Source organism: Gordonia phthalatica (genome assembly GCF_001305675.1).
Taxonomy (GTDB): Bacteria; Actinomycetota; Actinomycetes; order Mycobacteriales; family Mycobacteriaceae; genus Gordonia; species Gordonia phthalatica.
The window spans coordinates 3,009,384-3,026,200 of record NZ_CP011853.1; the positions used below are offsets into that span (position 1 = coordinate 3,009,384).

Below are 16,817 nucleotides of genomic sequence, written 5' to 3' on the forward strand. Positions count from 1 at the left end.
CGCGGCGACCGCGGGCGACCCGATTTGGTCACGATGGGTTTCACGGTTACTCTTGTCAAGTTGCCGATCGACGCGGCGCGCCTTGCAGCGCTCACGACCGGCTGACCACTGACCACGATTTTCTATCAAGGGAGTTCGAAATGGCTGCCGTATGTGACGTTTGCGGTAAGGGCCCTGGCTTCGGCAAGTCGGTCTCGCACTCGCACCGGCGCACCAACCGGCGCTGGAACCCGAACATCCAGTCCGTGCGCGTTGAGGTTGCCCCCGGCAACAAGAAGCGCCAGAACGTGTGCACCTCGTGCCTCAAGGCGGGCAAGACCGTCAAGGCCTGAATCTCTTAGATTCTCGCGATTCGCCGTCCGGCAGTGCCGGGCGGCGATTTCGTCGTTCTGTGGAATCGGATTCCGACCGGTGAGTGATCCCTACTCGTTCCGCACGGACCGAGCGTTCCGTAAGGTACCCGGCATGGCTTCCGATCTGATTCATGTCGACGACAACGGCGTCCTCACCCTCACCCTCTCGACCGCGGCGGCGGGCACCTCGCTCGACCACGGGCTGGTCCTCGAGGCGCGTGACACGTTGCGCGCGGTGGTGCGCGGTGCCATCGACGCCGACGCCGTCCTGCTGCGCGGCGACGGGAAGAACTTCTGCGCAGGCGGCAACGTCGCGAAGTTCGGTTCGGCCGACGACCGTTCCGACTACCTGCGCGGCCTGGCTGACGATCTCCACTCGGCCATCGGCTTCCTCTACGAGACGCAGTTGCCCGTGGTCGCCGCCGTCAAGGGCTGGGCGGCCGGCGCGGGCATGAGCCTGGTGCTGCACGCCGACGTCGCGATCGGCGGACCGGCCACCAAGATGCGCCCGGCGTACCCGGGTATCGGGCTCTCACCCGACGGCGGGATGTCGTGGCAGCTCCCCCGCGTCGTCGGCGCGGCGCGCGCCCGCTACATCATCATGACCGATCAGATCCTCGACGCCGACCAGGCGCTGAGCATGGGCATCCTGTCCGAGATCGTCGACGACGACGCCGTCGAGCAGTCCGCCTACGACCTGGCGGCGCAGCTCGCCGCGGGCCCCCGCGGCTCGCACCGCGCCATCCGCACCCTGGTCCACGAGAGCGCCACCCGCTCGCTCACCGACCACCTGGCGGCCGAGGCCGCGACCATCGCGGGACTCAGCGTCACCGCCGAGGGCGTCGAGGGAGTCGACGCGTTCCTGGCGAAGCGGAAGGCCGACTACCGCGGCGTGCGGTAGGTCAGGGCAGGCGCCAGTCCACCGGCTCGCCGCCGATGTCGAGGAGTTCGGTGTTGGCGCGCGAGAAGGGTCGGGAACCGAAGAACCCGCGCGACGCCGACAGCGGCGACGGGTGCACCGACTCGATGGTCGGGACGTCGGGCAGCCACTCGGCCGTTCTGCGGGCGTCGTTGCCCCACAGGATCGCGACCAGCGGCTCGTCGCGGGCGGCGAGTGCCTTGATGGCACACTCGGTGACCGCTTCCCACCCCTTGTTGCGGTGAGACGCGGGCTGACCGGGCATGACGGTCAGCACGCGGTTCAGGAGCAGCACGCCCTGCTCGGCCCACGGCGTCAGATCGCCGGTCGACGGCTTCGGGTAGCCGAGGTCCTCGCAGTACTCCTTGTAGATGTTCTGCAGGGACCGCGGAATCGGCTGGACGTCGGGCGCCACCGAGAAGCTCAGGCCCACCGCGTGGCCGGGCGTCGGATACGGGTCCTGACCGACGATCAGGACGCGGACGTCGGCGAAGGGCTGCGTGAACGCGCGCAGCACGTTCTTCCCGGCCGGGAGGTAGTGGCGACCCGCGGCGTTCTCGGCGCGCAGGAACTCGCCCATCTCCGCGACCACTGGCTCCACCGGACGCAGGGCGGTGGCCCAGCCGGGATCGATCAGTTCGGAGAGCGGTTTCGCGGTCATGCTCAGTCGAGCCTCCGCAGGCTCTGCCGGTAGTACTGCGCGTTCTGGTAGTACAGCTCCACGTTCTGGTCCAGGTGGCCCTCGGGCACCTGGTAGCCTTCGCGGATCTTGGCGGGCACACCGAGCGCCATCGAACGCTCCGGCACCTCGAAACCGTAGGGCACCACGGCGCCCGCACCGATCACCGAACCCGAGCCGATCACCGATTTGTTCAGCACGATGGAACCGGAGGCGACGAGGACGTCGTCGCCGATGGTCGAGCCCTCGATGTGCGCGTTGTGGCCGACCACGCAGCCCGAGCCGAGAACGGTGGCGTCGACGAACGTGCAATGGATGACGGTGCCGTCCTGAATGTTGCTGCGGTCGCCGATCGTGATGGTGCCGTAGTCGCCGCGCAGCACGCAGCCGGGCCAGATGGAGACGCCGTCGCCGAGCGTCACGGCGCCGATCACCGTCGCGTCGGGGTGAATGAAAACGTCTTTGCCGAGGGTCGGCTCACGATCGCCGAGTGCGTAGACAGCCATGCAGCGATCTAATCAGGTCAGGTGTCGGTGAACGACTGCCACCCGCGGATCTCCCCGACCGGCGCGTCGTCGATCCACGCGCCGGCCTCGCCCGCGGACACCCGTCCGATCACCGTCCACCCGGCGGGAACCGAGCCCGGCGCGAAGGTCGCGAGGAGTTCGTGCTCCTCCCCTCCGCCGAGCGCCCACCGCAAGGGATCCACGCCGAGCGCACGGCCGAGTCCGGCGAGACCGCGGGCCTGCGGGACCCGCGCGGAGTCGACGTCGAGCCGCACCTGCGAGGCCGCGGACAGGGTGATCAGCTCCTCGACGAGGCCGTCGGAGACGTCGGTCATCGCGTGCGCGCCGGCGAGTGCGGCGACGCGCCCCTGCGCCAGGTCCGGTTGCGGCAGCCGATAGTCCTCGACCAGGGACGGATACGCGTCCAACAGGTCGGGCTGCGCACCGTGCTCGACGGCCGCCAACGCGGCCAGTCCACCGGCAGGGCCGCCGAGGGGCCCGGAGACCGCGAGGACGTCGCCCGCTCGCGCGCCGGACAGAGCGACCGCGTCGGTCCCGTCGAGCACCCCGAGCGAGGTCACCGTCAGCACCACCTCGGCCGACGACACCAGATCGCCGCCGAGGACCCGGGCGCGGTAGGCGTGCGACTGCGCGACGATGCCCGCGTTCACCTCCAGGACGCGGTCGACGGGGGTGGTCGGCGGACATCCGATGGAGACGACCACACCGGTCGGAACGCCGCCCATCGCGGCGATGTCGGCGGCGCTCTGCACCACGGCGCGCGCACCGATCTGGCGGGGGCTGGACCAGTCGAATCGAAAGTGCCGTCCGGCGACGGCGGTGTCGGTGCTGACGACCACCGGTCCGGTCGGCGCGAACACCGCGGCGTCGTCGCCGGAGCCGATCACCACGTCGCCGGGACCCGTCTTCGCGGCCGCGGTGAACATCGCGATCAACGCGCGCTCGCCGACCTCGCCCACCGTCTTCACGGCTGCGATGCTACCGCCCCGACGCGACACGCCCGCACCTGCGATTTCCCGCAGACCCGGGTGATCGATAAGACTGGCAGCATGAGCGATGTGCCGGAAAAGCCTTCCGACGACGAGAAGGACGCGACGACCGCACCGGAGCCGTCCGCCGAGACGCCCGTGACGGACACCGCGGTGGCGGACCCCGAGGACACCCGGTGGAGCCCTGCGCTCATCGCCACGATGATCACCGTCCCGGTCCTGGTGATCGCGGGTTTCATCGCCTTCGCCGCGTTGAAGTACTCCGGCAGCGACACCCCGCAGACCCCGATCGACTCGTATGCGACCGGCGGTCCCGGCGCGGATCGGTGCGCTGAGTTCATCGCGAAGCTCCCCGCACAGCTGGGCGACTTCAACGACAAGACGATCGACGACACCACGGTCCGCTGGCGCAAGGAGGGATCGGATCCGCTGGTCCTCAAGTGCGGTGTGCAGCGCCCGGAGAAGCTGGAGCCGACCAGCGCCCTGCAGGTGATCAACCCGATCCAGTGGTTCCTGACCGACAGTCGGGACGACGCCGGTCAGGCGTATGTGAGCGTCGACCACCGGCCGTACATCGCAGTGTGGGTCCCCTTGCGGGCGGGCAACGCACCCATCACCGATCTGTCAGCGCTGATCGCCGACAACCTGACGGCCGCTCCCCTCGACTTCGGGGACTAGCGTCCTGCGCCGGATCTTCCGGCACCCGAAACGGAGTTGCCGCACCACTTGTCGACCAGCGGCACCACTTGTGTCTCCCGCACTCGGTCGCGACCTAGTGCGGGAGACAGAACTGGTGCGACGAGTCGCGAAGTGGTGCGGGAAGGCCGCCTCGTACGGCGAACTGCCGACGTCAGCCTCCTACCCACCGGGAATCAATCATCTCGGCAACACGGACTGAGCCGAGCTACGAGGCCGCGCCGCCGTACACCTCGGGCTTGGTGGTGCGGCCGAGGAGCGAGCTGACCATGTCCTGCACCGACATGCCCTCGTGGCAGACCTGGTTCACGGCTTCGGTGAGCGGCATCTCGACGCCGTTCTCCTTGGCGAGCGCGAGGATCGACGCGCACGACTTGACGCCCTCGGCCACCTGGCCGTTGGTCGCGGCCTGCGCTTCGGCCAGGGTCGCCCCCTCACCCAGGCGCGCGCCGAAGGTGCGGTTGCGCGAGAGCGGCGACGAGCAGGTGGCGACCAGGTCGCCGATGCCTGCGAGTCCAGCGAGGGTGGTGATGTCGGCGCCGAGCGAGGCGCCGAGGCGGATGGTCTCTGCCAGGCCGCGGGTGATGATGGTGGCGATGGTGTTCTCACCGAAGCCCATGCCCGACGCCATGCCGCAGGCGAGGGCGATGACGTTCTTGCCTGCGCCGCCGATCTCGCAGCCGACCACGTCGACGTTGGTGTACGGCCGGAAGTAGCCGGTGGCGAACGCGGCCTGGACGCGCTTGGCCTGGTCCTCGTCGACGCACGCGATGACGGTCGCGGCGGGCTGTCCCTGCGCGATCTCCTTGGCCAGGTTGGGGCCGGACAGGACTGCGATCTGGCGGGCCGGGAACTCGGTGATCTCAGCGATCACCTCGCTCATCCGCTTCCCCGAGCTGATCTCGACGCCCTTCGCCAGCGACAGCAGGATCGCGTCGGCGGGCAGGTGGTCGCGCCACTGCTCCAGGTTCCCGCGCAGCGACTGCGACGGCACCGCACACACCACGAGTTCGACGTCGGCCAGTGCCTCCTCGACGGACGCGACGCCGCGAATGCTCTCCGGCAGCGGATATCCGGCCAGGTAGTCGCGGTTCTCGTGGTGAGTGTTGATCTGGTCGACGAGCTCACTGCGGCGCGCCCAGATCTTCACGTCGTTGCCGGCGTCCGCCAACACCTTCGCCACGGCCGTGCCCCACGACCCCGCACCCATCACTACTGCTCGCAACTCGCACTCCTAGCCCGGTGGAAGAAACTGCGGTCCACCCTATCGCCACACCGATGCTGTTCGTCGCGATTGGGGCTCGACGTGACCACCGCCCCACCACCCGCGGTGGCCGGTGCTGCACGATGGTGTTCATGCCCGTCTCGTCCTCGGTCGCCGTCGTCCTCGCCGTGAAGCGACTCGACGCCGCCAAATCGCGGCTCGCGGCGGTCGTGCCCGACGATCGGCGGCGCGGCCTGGTGGCCGCGATGCTCGCCGACACGCTGGGCGCGGTCGAGGAGGCCGGCTTCGCTGCGGTGACGGTCGTGACCCCTGATCCGCGCGTCGCCGAGGTGGTCGCCGAGTTCGGGGCTCGCACCCTCGACGAGCCGGCGCGCGGCGACCTGTCCCCGCTCAACGCCGCACTGCTGCACGGCATCGACGACGTTCGCCCGACGGCCGACCTGGTCGCCGCGCTGCAGGCCGACCTGGCGGCGCTCGACGCCCCCGCATTGACCGAAGCGATCGACGCCGCCGCCGCGGTCATCGCGCGGGGAGCCGACGCCGCGTTCGTCGCCGACCGGAGCGGCGCGGGCACCGCGCTGCTGGTGGTCCGCGCGAGCGCAGCCTTCACCCCTCGCTTCGGCCCGGATTCGGCCGCGGCCCACCGGGAGGCGGGCGCCGTCGAACTGGATCCGGCGCACCGACGCTGGGCGCGCCTGCGGACCGACGTCGACACCCCCGACGACTTGTCGGTCGCCGTCGAACTGGGTCTGGGGCCGCGGACGCGTGACGCGCTCGACTCCGTTGCGGACATTGCCCGTTCCGACACCGACGGCGTGTTTCTCCGGCGCTGACAGGACAGGGTCCCCGCCATGGTCCACAATTGACGCGTGAGTGCCACGGACGAGATCGAGACCGAACCCCAGACGGACCTGCCGTCTGCCCTGCCTGCAGAGACAGTGGACCCCGACGAGACAGCCGACCTGCCCGTCGACCGCTATTTCAACCGTGAGCTCAGCTGGCTCGACTTCAATTCGCGCGTGCTCGCGCTGGCCGAGGATGTCTCGCTGCCGCTGCTGGAGCGCGCCAAGTTCCTTGCGATCTTCGCCTCCAACCTCGACGAGTTCTTCATGGTCCGCGTCGCGGGCCTCAAGCGCCGCGACGAGACCGGCCTCTCGGTCCGGTCGGCGGACGGCCGGTCGCCGCGCGAACAGCTGCAGATGATCGCCCTCCGCAGCCAGAAGGTGTCGAGCAGGCATGCTCGAGTCTTCCGCGAGTCGGTGCTGCCCGCGCTGACCGCCGAGAACATCAAGATCATCGGCTGGGACGACCTGAGCGCCGTGCAGCGCACCAAGATGCAGGAGCACTTCCACAACGAGCTGTTCCCGATCCTGACACCGCTCGCGGTGGATCCGGCCCACCCGTTCCCCTACATCTCGGGGCTGAGCCTGAACCTCGCGGTCACGGTCCGGGACCGCACGGAAGGCGGCGAGCACTTCGCGCGCGTGAAGGTGCCCGACAATGTGAGCCGGTTCGTCCGCGTCGACCAGCTGGTGCCGTCGCCCGCCGCGAGCGACGACAACGAGGCCCCGCGCCCGACGCTGTTCCTCCCCGTGGAGAACCTCATCGCCGCGAACCTGTCGGAGCTCTTCCCCGGCATGGACATCGTGGAGCATCACGTCTTCCGCGTCACGCGCAACGCGGACTTCGAGGTCGACGAGGACCGCGACGAGGACCTCCTGCAGGCCTTGGAACGCGAACTGGCCCGCCGTCGTTTCGGCTCGCCCGTGCGGCTCGAGGTCGGCGACGACATGACCGAGCACATGCTGGAGCTGCTGCTGCGCGAGCTCGACGTGGACCCGGCGGACGTGGTCGCCATCCCCGGGCTGCTGGACCTGACGTGCCTGTGGCAGATCTACGGCGTCGACCGGCCGCTGCTGAAGGAACGCCCCTTCGTTCCCGCCACGCACCCCGCGTTCGGTGAGCGCGAGACGCCGAAGAGCATCTTCTCCACGCTCCGCGACGGCGACGTCCTGGTGCAGCACCCGTACGACTCGTTCTCCACCAGCGTTCAGCGGTTCATCGAGCAGGCCGCCGCGGACCCGCAGGTCCTCGCCATCAAGCAGACGCTGTACCGCACGTCGGGCGACTCCCCGATCGTCCGCGCGCTGATCGACGCCGCCGCCGCGGGCAAGCAGGTCGTCGCCCTGGTGGAGCTCAAGGCCCGCTTCGACGAGCAGGCCAACATCAAGTGGGCGCGCACGCTGGAGCAGGCGGGCGTGCACGTGGTGTACGGCCTCGTCGGGCTCAAGACGCACTGCAAGACGTGCCTGGTGATCCGCCGCGAAGGCTCCACCCTGCGCCGCTACTGCCACATCGGCACCGGCAACTACAACCCCAAGACCGCGCGCCTCTACGAGGACGTGGGCCTGTTCACCGCGGCGCCCGAGATCGGCTCGGACCTGACGGACCTGTTCAACACGTTGACCGGGTACTCGCGCAAGCAGGAGTACCGCAACCTGTTGGTGGCGCCGCACGGCATCCGGACCGGGATCATCGACCGCATCAACGCCGAGATCCTGGCGCGTCGGGCGGGCGACGAGCGCGCTTGGGTGCGGTTGAAGGCGAACGCCCTCGTCGACGAGCAGGTCATCGATGCGCTGTACCGCGCCTCGCAGGCCGGCGTTCCGGTGGAGGTCGTGGTGCGCGGCATCTGCGCCCTCCGCCCCGGTGTGGAGGGACTCAGCGAGAACATCGTGGTCCGGTCGATCCTCGGCCAGTTCCTGGAGCACTCGCGCATCCTGCAGTTCGGGTCGCAGAACGAGTACTGGATCGGCAGCGCCGACATGATGCACCGCAATCTGGACCGGCGCGTCGAGGTGATGGTGCAGGTCCGTGACCGTCGGCTGGCCGCCGATCTGGAGGACATCTTCGTGTCCGCTCTGGATCCCCGCACCCGGTGCTGGGAACTCCAGGCCGACGGCAGTTGGCAGGCGCAGCCAGCCGCGGGCGAGCAGGTCCGCGATCACCAGCGGCAGATGATGATCCGTCAGCGCCATCACGCCGATCCGGCCAAGCCCTGATGGGTCGTCCGACACGCACGGTCTGGGCCGGAGGCGGAGTCCTCTGGAAGTCCAGCAAGTCCGCCGGGGTCAAAGTGGCGCTGGTGCACCGGCCCCGGTACGACGACTGGTCGCTGCCGAAGGGCAAAGCCGAGCCGGGTGAGATCCTGCCGGTGACGGCGGCCCGCGAACTCGTCGAGGAGACCGGGTACGAGGTCCGCATCGGTCATCATCTGCAGACAGTCGCCTACCGACTCGGTTCGGGAACTCCCAAGCGCGTGGGCTACTGGGCGACGGAGGCCGTCGGCGGCGGCTTCAAGACGAGCCACGAATGCGACGACCTCAAGTGGCTGTCGGTGCCCGACGCGATCACCAAGGTCAGCTACGACGCCGATCGTTCGGTGCTGCACACCTTCGCGGCCCGCCCGGTCCGCGACCTGCACACGACGATCCTGGTGCGGCACGCGTGGGCGGGGACATCGGAGGAATGGGACGGCGACGACCGTCTGCGGCCGCTCGACGACTGCGGTGAGCAGCAGGCGGCCGCGTTGCGCGAACTGATCCCCCTCTTCGGCGGGCACCGGTTGCACGCCGCCGATCGGACCCGCTGCGTGCAGACGCTCACGCCGCTGGCCGAGTCGCTCCGCACCGACATCAAGCTGGAGCCGACGCTGTCCGAGGAGGCCTTCGCCGCCGACCCCGCGGCCGGGTACGAGCGGATGCGCCGGATCGGCCGCAAGACCGGCTCCATCCACGTCGTCTGCAGTCAGGGCGGCGTGATCCCCGGACTGCTGCGGCGGTGGGCGGCGGTCGACGGCGTCGGCCTGCCCGCGTCCGACAATCTCAAGGGAAGCGTCTGGATCCTCACCACCCGCGACGGCGATCTGGTGGCGGCCGATCACATCCCGAGTCCACTCGTCCGGTGACCGCTCTCCCGCGTTGAGACGGGTTCGGCCCCTGCTCGCACTCAGCGAGCAGGGGCCGAACTCTTCTCCAGTACCCTGTGGCGGCAGTCTGATTCGTTAGGCGTCCTTCTTCGGGGTCGTCTTCTTCGCAGCGGTCTTCTTGGCCGCGGTCTTCTTCGCGGCGGTCGTCTTGGCTGCCGTCTTCTTGGCGGGCGTCGCCTTCTTGGCAGCCGCGGTCTTCTTCGCGGGCGTCGCCTTCTTCGCCGCGGTCTTCGTGGCCGGTGCCGCCTTCTTGGCCGCGGTCGTCTTCTTCGCGGGAGCGGCCTTCTTCGCAGCCGTGGTCTTCTTGGCCGCCGTGGTCTTGGCCGCCGTGGTCTTGGCCGCCGTGGTCTTCTTCGCAGCGGTCTTCTTCGCGGCCGTCGCCGTCTTGGCAGCCGTCTTCTTCGCAGCCTCGGCGGGCTCGGCGGCCGAGGCTCGCTTCACTGCGGGCTGGCCCACTTTGAGCTTCTGCTTGCCGGAGACGATCGCCTTGAACTGAGCGCCCGGACGGAACGCCGGGATCGACGTCGCCTTGACCTTGACGGTCTCGCCGGTGCGCGGGTTCCGCGCGACGCGTGCTGCGCGTCGTCGTTTCTCGAAGACACCGAAGCCGGTGATCGTGACGCTCTCGCCCTTGTTGACGGCGCGCACGATGGCGTCGATCGTCTGCTCGACGAAACTGGTCGCGGTCTTCCTGTCGGCATCGAGGCGTTTTGTCAGTTCCTCGATGAGTTCTGCCTTGTTCATCCGTACCTCCGCAGGTATTGAACTGGCCGGGTCGAGCCAGCTAGTCCTCACGGTAAACGGATTACGACGGGATTTAGGCCAACCAGTGCAAATTCGTGCGAGAAGTTCGGCCGCAGAACAGAACACTCACGGCGCGAGTCGAAATCGACTCTCGCCGTGAGTGTCCCGTATGTCCAGACGCCGATGTCAGGGCAGTGTCGTCGGTTTGAACGACGGGCGGCTCTTCTCGTACTCGGCGATCGCATCGGTCTGGCGGAGGGTGAGACCGATGTCGTCGAGTCCCTCCATCAGCCGCCAGCGCGTGTAGTCGTCGATCTGCATCGGCACCACGAGGTCGCCCGCAGTGACGGTCTTGGCGTCGAGGTCGACGGTGATCTCCAGACCCGGCTCGGCTTCGAGTCGCTTCCAGATCAGCTCGACGTCGGACTGCGCCACCTCGGCGGCGACGAGCCCGGCCTTGCCGGAGTTGCCGCGGAAGATGTCGGCGAAGCGCGACGAGATCACCACGCGGAAGCCGAAGTCCATGAGCGCCCAGACGGCGTGCTCGCGGGAGGAGCCGGTGCCGAAGTCGGGGCCGGCCACCAGGACCGAGCCGTGACTCCAGGGCTCGTTGTTGAGGATGAAGTCGGGGTCGCCGCGCCAGCCTGCGAAGAGTCCGTCCTCGAAGCCCGTGCGGGTGACGCGCTTGAGGTAGACGGCGGGGATGATCTGGTCGGTGTCGACGTTGCTGCGCTGCAGCGGAACTCCGACACCGGTGTGGGTGATGAACGGTTCCATGTTCTGGTCCTTCTCCGGTGCGGGTGGCTAGTCGAGGTCGGCAGGGGCCGCGAGGGTGCCGCGCACGGCGGTCGCGGCGGCGACGGCGGGCGACACCAGATGGGTGCGGCCGCCCTTGCCCTGACGTCCCTCGAAGTTGCGGTTCGACGTCGACGCGCACCGCTCGCCGGGGGCCAGCTGGTCCGGGTTCATGCCGAGGCACATCGAGCAGCCGGCCATGCGCCATTCGGCACCGGCGGCAGTGAAGATCTCGCCCAGGCCCTCTTCCTCGGCCTGCGCCCGGACCTTCATGGAGCCGGGAACGACGAGCATGCGAATGCCCTCCGCCACGGTGCGGCCCTTGAGGACCTCGGCGACGGTGCGGAGGTCTTCGATGCGACCGTTGGTGCACGAGCCGACGAAGACCGTGTCCACCTTGATGTCACGCAGCGGGGTGCCCGGCGTCAGATCCATGTACTCCAGGGCGCGGGCGGCGGCGAGCGACTCCGTCTCGTCGACGATGTCGGCCGGATCCGGGACGCTCGCACCCAGCGGCAGCCCCTGACCGGGGTTAGTGCCCCAGGTGACGAACGGGGTCAACTCGGAGGCGTTGATATGGACCTCGCGGTCGAAGACGGCGTCGGCGTCGGTCTTCAGCGAGTCCCAGTACTCGACGGCGGCGTCCCAGTCGTCGCCCTGCGGCGCGTGCGGGCGGCCCTTCAGGAACTCGTAAGTGGTCGCGTCGGGGGCGATCATGCCCGCGCGGGCGCCGGCCTCGATCGACATGTTGCAGATGGTCATCCGGGCTTCCATCGACAGCTTCTCGATGGCCGGGCCGCGGTACTCCAGGACGTGCCCCTGGCCGCCGCCGGTGCCAATCTTGGCGATGACGGCGAGGATCAGGTCCTTGCTGGTGACGCCGACCGGCAGTTCCCCGTCGACGGTGATCGCCATGGTCTTGAACGGGCGCAGCGACAGCGTCTGGGTGGCCATCACGTGCTCCACCTCGGAGGTGCCGATGCCCATCGCGAGCGCGCCGAAGGCGCCGTGGGTGGACGTGTGGCTGTCGCCGCAGACCACCGTCATGCCGGGCTGCGTCAGGCCCAGCTGCGGGCCGACGACGTGCACGATGCCCTGTTCCTTGTCACCCATCGGGTACAGCCGGACACCGAACTCCTCGCAGTTCTTGCGGAGGGTCTCCACCTGGAGGGCGGACACCTGGTCGGCGATGGGGCTGAAGATGTCGACCGTCGGGACGTTGTGGTCCTCGGTCGCGATGGTGAGGTCGGGGCGGCGCAGCTTGCGGCCCGCCATCCGGAGTCCGTCGAAGGCCTGGGGGCTGGTCACCTCGTGCACCAGGTGCAGGTCGATGTAGATCAGGTCGGGGTTGTAGTTGCCGCTCGCGTCGGCCTCGCCCGGGACGACGACGTGACTGTCCCAGACCTTCTCGGCCAGCGTGCGCGGTTTTCCGGCGCTCTGCGTCATGAGCTCACTCGCATCTTCTAGTAGTTGCCGCTCGTCCGGGCTGGGGACTCGCGACCGGGCCTGCGCCCGTGGACTTTCAATCTCAGTATATGGACGGTTAATATCGTCCTATGGGAAAGGATAGCGGAATCGGCGTGCTGGACAAATCTGTGATGATCCTCCACGTCGTCGCCGGGCAGCCGTGCAATCTGGGCGAGCTGTGCGATGCCACCGGACTGCCGCGCGCCACCGCGCATCGACTGGCGGTCGGACTGGAGGTCCACCAGCTCGTCGCCCGCGACGAGTCGGGCCGCTGGATCCCCGGCCCCACCCTGGGTCGACTGGCCGCGAACGCCCGCGACATCGTCCGCGAGGCCGGACTCATGGTGCTCCCCCGCCTCCAGGAGACCACCGGCGAGTCCGTTCAACTCTATCGCCGCGAAGGCGCCGAACGCGTCTGCATCGCGGCGGCAGAACCGCCCACCGGGCTGCGCGACACCGTCCCCGAAGGATCCCGACTCCCCATGTCCGCGGGCTCGGCCGCCAAGGTCCTCGCCGCCTGGGCCGACCCGGACACCGTGCGCACCCTGCTGGCCGACGCCGTCTACACCGAACGCTCTCTCGTCGAGATCCGCCGTCGCGGGTGGGCACAGAGCGTCGCCGAACGCACCGCGGGCGTCGCCAGCATCTCCGCCCCGGTCCGCGACGCCAACGGTGCAGTGGTCGCCGCCGTGTCCATCTCCGGCCCCATCGACCGCCTCGGCCGGCGACCCGGCGAGAAGTGGGCCGCCGATGTCATCGCCGCCGCCGACGCCATCAGCGCCCGCCTCACCTCGTCGGCGCGGAACTGACGACTGCGCCCGGGACACCAGATCCTGTACAGCGGTATAGCCGGGGCGCTAGCGTCACCAGAATGGGAATCAATCAGCGTTCGGCCATCGTGATGTCCGACGACGAGACCACGACATTCATCGAGCAGCACCGGATCGCCAACCTCGGCACCTACGGCAAGACCGGCATTCACCTCACCGCCATGTGGTACGCAGTGCTCGACGGTGAGATCTGGTTCGAGACCAAGGCCAAGTCGCAGAAGGTCGTCAACCTGCGCCGCGATCCCCGCGCGACCGTCCTCATCGAGGCCGGTGACACCTACGATCAACTCCGCGGAGTCAGCATCGAGGGCTCGGTCGAGATCTTCGACGACCCCGCCACCGCCCTCCGAGTCGGCATCAGCGTCTGGGAGCGCTACAACGGGCCGTACACCGACGACCTGAAGCCCGCCGTCGAAGCGATGATGAACAAGCGCGTCGCCGTCCGCGTCGTTCCGTCCCGCATCCGCTCGTGGGATCACCGCAAGCTCGGCCTGCCCGCCATGCCCGTCGCCGGGACCACGGCGGAGTGGCTGAACGACTGAGCTTCTGATCACGCGGTGAAATCTTCGTCCCCGTGGGGGCGGTTGTCGGGCAATACGTCCGGCAGTCGCCGTCACGGGGACGAAGTTGTCGGAGCGAGACTCCCGATCTCGGCGTAGACATCGCCGTCGCGCGTCACCCAGACGGCGGCCCCGTCGCGCAGTTCCGGCGTCAGCGTGCGGACCGACGCTTTTCCGACGTGCCCGTACACCGGCCACAGCGTGAACCGGTATCCGGCCAAGTCCGTCTGCACTGCGTCGGCGAGGTGCACGGTCGCCTCTGCCGCACCGTCGTCCAGGCAATATCCGCGTCCGATCGCGAAGGCGTCGGGCCCCGACATGCCGATCGCGATGCAGTCCTCGAAGGTGTGCTCCCAGTACCAGTCGACGTCGTCAGCATCCACCACGCGTACTGTTCCCGTCGGCGCCTCGTAGAGGTGCGCGAGGTCGCGGGTGACGGCCTCCGCCGCCATCGCCCACGCGTTCGGCATGGCTGCTGTCGAGGCGGCGAGGGACATGACCGGAGTGTAGGTCGACGCGGACGTCCGCAGCGCAGTTCCTGCACCACTTCTCGCCGAGCCGCACCACTTCCCTCCCAGTCGCACCACTTCCCTCCCAGTCGCACCAGTTGTGTTTCCCGCACTCGGTCGCGACCGAGTGCGGGAAACGGAAGTGGTGCGGGAGGGTGCGAAGTGGCGCGGGACCCAGCGTGCGTTCCGGTGGCCTCGATACGCGACGGTGCTCGCAAGCTCGCATCGGCGCACTCGACCGACCTGGGGGCCGGCCCCGACGGGACTCCGTCGCTTCGCTCCTCCTCGAATCGCTCTGTGCCCTTCTTCATGCCCGCGGATCTTGGGGTTCGTCGCTACTTCCTCACCCAGCTCGGCCCCGACGGGACTCCGTCGCTTCGCTCCTCCTCGAATCGCTCTGCTGAATTTACAAATGGAGGAAGGCCCCCGGCTCGCTTAGCGAGCCGGGGGCCTTCCTCCATTTGTAGCCCCGACGGGATTCGAACCCGCGCTACCGCCTTGAGAGGGCGGCGTCCTAGGCCGCTAGACGACGGGGCCCTAGAACAATTCATTGAATTGTGTTGAGGCACAAAGAGTATCACGCTTTGTGCATCGCTGGGGTACCAGGACTCGAACCTAGAATGGCGGTACCAGAAACCGCTGTGTTGCCAATTACACCATACCCCAAGGGTTTGCTCCGGCCGCGCTCCCGGCGTCTCCGCCGCCCGCTTTCCGAACCGGAAGAAACAATACCAACAACCCCCACCCTAAACACAAATCGGCTGGTCAGAGGGATAAATCAAGGGCTAACGGGGCGTGAACGGTCGTCGGGAGGACGCTCCCAGCGCACCGCGGTCTCGATACGCGTCGATGCTCGCAAGCTCGCAGCGTCGCACTCGACCACCCTGGGGTGGCGAAGCCGAGTCGAAACGAGCCTGCGCGCGGTGTCGGCGACACCGCGCGCAAGCGGACAACGAATCGGACCAGCGAACGACCGTCAGAGAGACGCCGCCAACTCCCGCGCCCGACGCAGACGGGCGAGCGACGACTCGCGACCCAGCAGTTCCATCGACTCGTACAGCGGCGGGCTCACCGCGGCACCGGTCACGCCGACGCGGACCGGCCCGAACGCCTTGCGCGGCTTCAGCTCCAACCCGTCGACGAGCGCGGTCTTCAGCGCCTCCTCGAGGGTGGCGGTGTCCCAGTTCTCGACGGCCTCGCAGGCGGCGATGGTGGCGTCGAGGACGGCGACGGCGTCGGCGCCGAAGTTCTTCTTGACCGACTTCTCGTCGTACTCGAGGTCGGCGTCGGAGACGAACAGGAACTTGATGAGCGGCCAGGCGTCGCTGAGCACCTGGATGCGGGTCTGGACGAGGTCTGCGATGACGGCCCAGCGGGCGTCGTCGACGTCGGCGGGCAGCTGGTCGGCCTTGACGAGGAACGCCTTGAGGCGGCCGGCGAAGTCGGCGGGCTCCAGGCGGCGGATGTGCTCGGCGTTGATCGAGTCCGCCTTGCGCTGGTCGAAGCGGGCCGGGTTCGAGTTGACGTTGCGGACGTCGAACGCCTCGATCATCTCGTCGAGCGTGAAGATGTCGTGGTCGGCGGAGATGCCCCAGCCGAGGAGCGCGAGGTAGTTGATGAGCCCTTCGGGGATGAAGCCGCGGTCGCGGTGGTGAAAGAGGCTCGACTCGGGGTCGCGCTTGGAGAGCTTCTTGTTGCCGTCGCCCATGACGAACGGGAGGTGCCCGAACTCGGGGACCTGCTGCGCGACACCGATGCGCATGAGGGCGCGGTAGAGCGCGATCTGGCGCGGAGTGGACGGCAGGATGTCCTCGCCGCGAAGAACGGTGGTGATGCGCATCATCGCGTCGTCGACGGGGTTGACGAGCGTGTAGAGCGGGTCGCCGTTGCCGCGGGTGAGGGCGAAGTCGGGGACGGTGCCCGCCTTGATGGTGGTGGTGCCGCGGACCAGGTCGTCCCAGGTGATGTCCTCGTCGGGCATGCGGAGGCGGATCACCGGCTTGCGACCCTCCGCCTCGTAGGCGGCGCGCTGCTCGTCGGTGAGGTCGCGGTCGAAGTTGTCGTAGCCGAGCTTGGGGTCGCGGCCGGCGGCCTTGTGGCGCGCTTCGACCTCGTCGTTGGTGGAGTACGCCTTGTAGGCCTCCCCCGTCTCGAGGAGTTTGGCGACGACGTCGAGGTGGATCTGCTTGCGCTCGGACTGACGGTAGGGCCCGTAGGGGCCGCCGACCTCGGGGCCCTCGTCCCAGTCCAGGCCGAGCCAGCGGAGGGCGTCGAGGATGGAGTCGTAGGACTCCTGGCTGTCGCGCGCGGCGTCGGTGTCCTCGATGCGGAAGACGAAGGTTCCGCCGACGTGGCGGGCTTGCGCGAAGTTGAAGAGCGCCGTGCGGGCGAGACCGACGTGCGGGGTTCCGGTGGGTGACGGGCAGAAGCGAACGCGAACGTTTTCAGCACTGGTCATGCAGGTCAGCCTATGTCATCGGGGCGTTTCCGCGCCGTTCGGGTCCCGCAGACTCTTGACTTGGTTGTTCTAGTTGAA

17 protein-coding genes and 2 tRNA genes are annotated in these 16,817 nt (G+C 68.6%); 8 read left to right on the forward strand and 11 right to left on the reverse strand.

Annotation, left to right across the window (positions count from 1 at the left end; translation table 11 throughout):
- Window positions 1-140: 140 nt before the first annotated feature.
- Entirely contained in the window at window positions 141-332 is a 192-nt protein-coding gene (gene rpmB, locus ACH46_RS13985) for a 50S ribosomal protein L28 (protein WP_009677560.1), read from the forward strand.
- 133 nt (window positions 333-465) lie between these two features.
- Window positions 466-1,254 (forward strand): enoyl-CoA hydratase/isomerase family protein, encoded by a 789-nt coding sequence (locus ACH46_RS13990; RefSeq protein ID WP_062393468.1) that lies wholly within the window; start codon window positions 466-468, stop codon window positions 1,252-1,254.
- 1 nt (window position 1,255) lies between these two features.
- Here ACH46_RS13990 and ACH46_RS13995 read toward each other — a convergent pair whose 3' ends face one another.
- From ACH46_RS13995 to thiL, 3 genes are read right to left on the reverse strand one after another with little or no spacing between them, the layout of a single operon-like run.
- Window positions 1,256-1,933, reverse strand: a complete 678-nt coding sequence (locus tag ACH46_RS13995; protein ID WP_062393469.1) for a uracil-DNA glycosylase — start codon at window positions 1,931-1,933, stop codon at window positions 1,256-1,258.
- Window positions 1,934-1,935: 2 nt separating this feature from the next.
- Window positions 1,936-2,457, reverse strand: coding sequence for a gamma carbonic anhydrase family protein (locus ACH46_RS14000; protein ID WP_062393470.1), 522 nt, complete (start codon window positions 2,455-2,457; stop codon window positions 1,936-1,938).
- 17 nt (window positions 2,458-2,474) lie between these two features.
- Window positions 2,475-3,446 (reverse strand): thiamine-phosphate kinase, encoded by a 972-nt coding sequence (gene thiL, locus ACH46_RS14005; protein WP_062395434.1) that lies wholly within the window; start codon window positions 3,444-3,446, stop codon window positions 2,475-2,477.
- Between the two features lie 81 nt (window positions 3,447-3,527).
- Here thiL and ACH46_RS14010 point away from each other — a divergent pair, with 81 nt between their 5' ends.
- Window positions 3,528-4,145, forward strand: coding sequence for a DUF3515 domain-containing protein (locus tag ACH46_RS14010; protein ID WP_062393471.1), 618 nt, complete (start codon window positions 3,528-3,530; stop codon window positions 4,143-4,145).
- A 226-nt stretch (window positions 4,146-4,371) separates the two neighbouring features.
- Here ACH46_RS14010 and ACH46_RS14015 read toward each other — a convergent pair whose 3' ends face one another.
- The gene (locus ACH46_RS14015) at window positions 4,372-5,388 is read right to left on the reverse strand and encodes an NAD(P)H-dependent glycerol-3-phosphate dehydrogenase (RefSeq protein WP_335334143.1); all 1,017 of its coding nucleotides are present in this window, start codon (window positions 5,386-5,388) and stop codon (window positions 4,372-4,374) included.
- A 122-nt stretch (window positions 5,389-5,510) separates the two neighbouring features.
- On the opposite strand from ACH46_RS14015, the gene cofC reads away from it, so the two are divergent.
- From cofC to ACH46_RS14030, 3 genes are read left to right on the forward strand one after another with little or no spacing between them, the layout of a single operon-like run.
- A complete protein-coding gene (cofC, locus tag ACH46_RS14020; protein ID WP_082399917.1) occupies window positions 5,511-6,221 on the forward strand; it encodes a 2-phospho-L-lactate guanylyltransferase in 711 nt (236 codons plus the stop codon).
- 36 nt (window positions 6,222-6,257) lie between these two features.
- Entirely contained in the window at window positions 6,258-8,450 is a 2,193-nt protein-coding gene (locus ACH46_RS14025; protein WP_062393473.1) for an RNA degradosome polyphosphate kinase, read from the forward strand.
- Window positions 8,450-9,355: an NUDIX hydrolase gene (locus ACH46_RS14030; RefSeq protein WP_062393474.1), complete on the forward strand. Its 906-nt coding sequence runs from the start codon at window positions 8,450-8,452 to the stop codon at window positions 9,353-9,355. The genes ACH46_RS14025 and ACH46_RS14030 overlap by 1 nt, the downstream gene beginning before the upstream one ends.
- A gap of 96 nt (window positions 9,356-9,451) precedes the next feature.
- Here the strand turns inward: ACH46_RS14030 and ACH46_RS14035 are convergent, their stop codons facing one another.
- From ACH46_RS14035 to leuC, 3 genes are all read right to left on the reverse strand, one after another.
- Window positions 9,452-10,120: an HU family DNA-binding protein gene (locus tag ACH46_RS14035; RefSeq protein ID WP_062393475.1), complete on the reverse strand. Its 669-nt coding sequence runs from the start codon at window positions 10,118-10,120 to the stop codon at window positions 9,452-9,454.
- Between the two features lie 186 nt (window positions 10,121-10,306).
- Entirely contained in the window at window positions 10,307-10,897 is a 591-nt protein-coding gene (gene leuD / locus ACH46_RS14040; protein WP_062393476.1) for a 3-isopropylmalate dehydratase small subunit, read from the reverse strand.
- A 27-nt stretch (window positions 10,898-10,924) separates the two neighbouring features.
- Window positions 10,925-12,361, reverse strand: coding sequence for a 3-isopropylmalate dehydratase large subunit (gene leuC / locus ACH46_RS14045; RefSeq protein ID WP_062393477.1), 1,437 nt, complete (start codon window positions 12,359-12,361; stop codon window positions 10,925-10,927).
- A gap of 110 nt (window positions 12,362-12,471) precedes the next feature.
- Between leuC and ACH46_RS14050 the strand changes: the two genes are divergently transcribed.
- Together ACH46_RS14050 and ACH46_RS14055 are read left to right on the forward strand one after the other, a co-directional pair.
- Window positions 12,472-13,191 (forward strand): IclR family transcriptional regulator, encoded by a 720-nt coding sequence (locus ACH46_RS14050; protein WP_062393478.1) that lies wholly within the window; start codon window positions 12,472-12,474, stop codon window positions 13,189-13,191.
- Window positions 13,192-13,253: 62 nt separating this feature from the next.
- Complete coding sequence (locus tag ACH46_RS14055) at window positions 13,254-13,754, forward strand: pyridoxamine 5'-phosphate oxidase family protein (RefSeq protein WP_062393479.1); 501 nt, start codon at window positions 13,254-13,256, stop codon at window positions 13,752-13,754.
- Between the two features lie 71 nt (window positions 13,755-13,825).
- On the opposite strand, the gene ACH46_RS14060 is transcribed toward ACH46_RS14055, so the two are convergent.
- The 4 genes from ACH46_RS14060 to gltX form a co-directional block, all read right to left on the reverse strand.
- Complete coding sequence (locus ACH46_RS14060; RefSeq protein ID WP_062393480.1) at window positions 13,826-14,269, reverse strand: hypothetical protein; 444 nt, start codon at window positions 14,267-14,269, stop codon at window positions 13,826-13,828.
- A 476-nt stretch (window positions 14,270-14,745) separates the two neighbouring features.
- Window positions 14,746-14,818: transfer RNA gene (locus ACH46_RS14065), tRNA-Glu, on the reverse strand.
- A gap of 57 nt (window positions 14,819-14,875) precedes the next feature.
- Window positions 14,876-14,947: transfer RNA gene (locus tag ACH46_RS14070), tRNA-Gln, on the reverse strand.
- 310 nt (window positions 14,948-15,257) lie between these two features.
- Complete coding sequence (gltX, locus tag ACH46_RS14075; protein ID WP_062393481.1) at window positions 15,258-16,739, reverse strand: glutamate--tRNA ligase; 1,482 nt, start codon at window positions 16,737-16,739, stop codon at window positions 15,258-15,260.
- Window positions 16,740-16,817 lie beyond the last annotated feature (78 nt).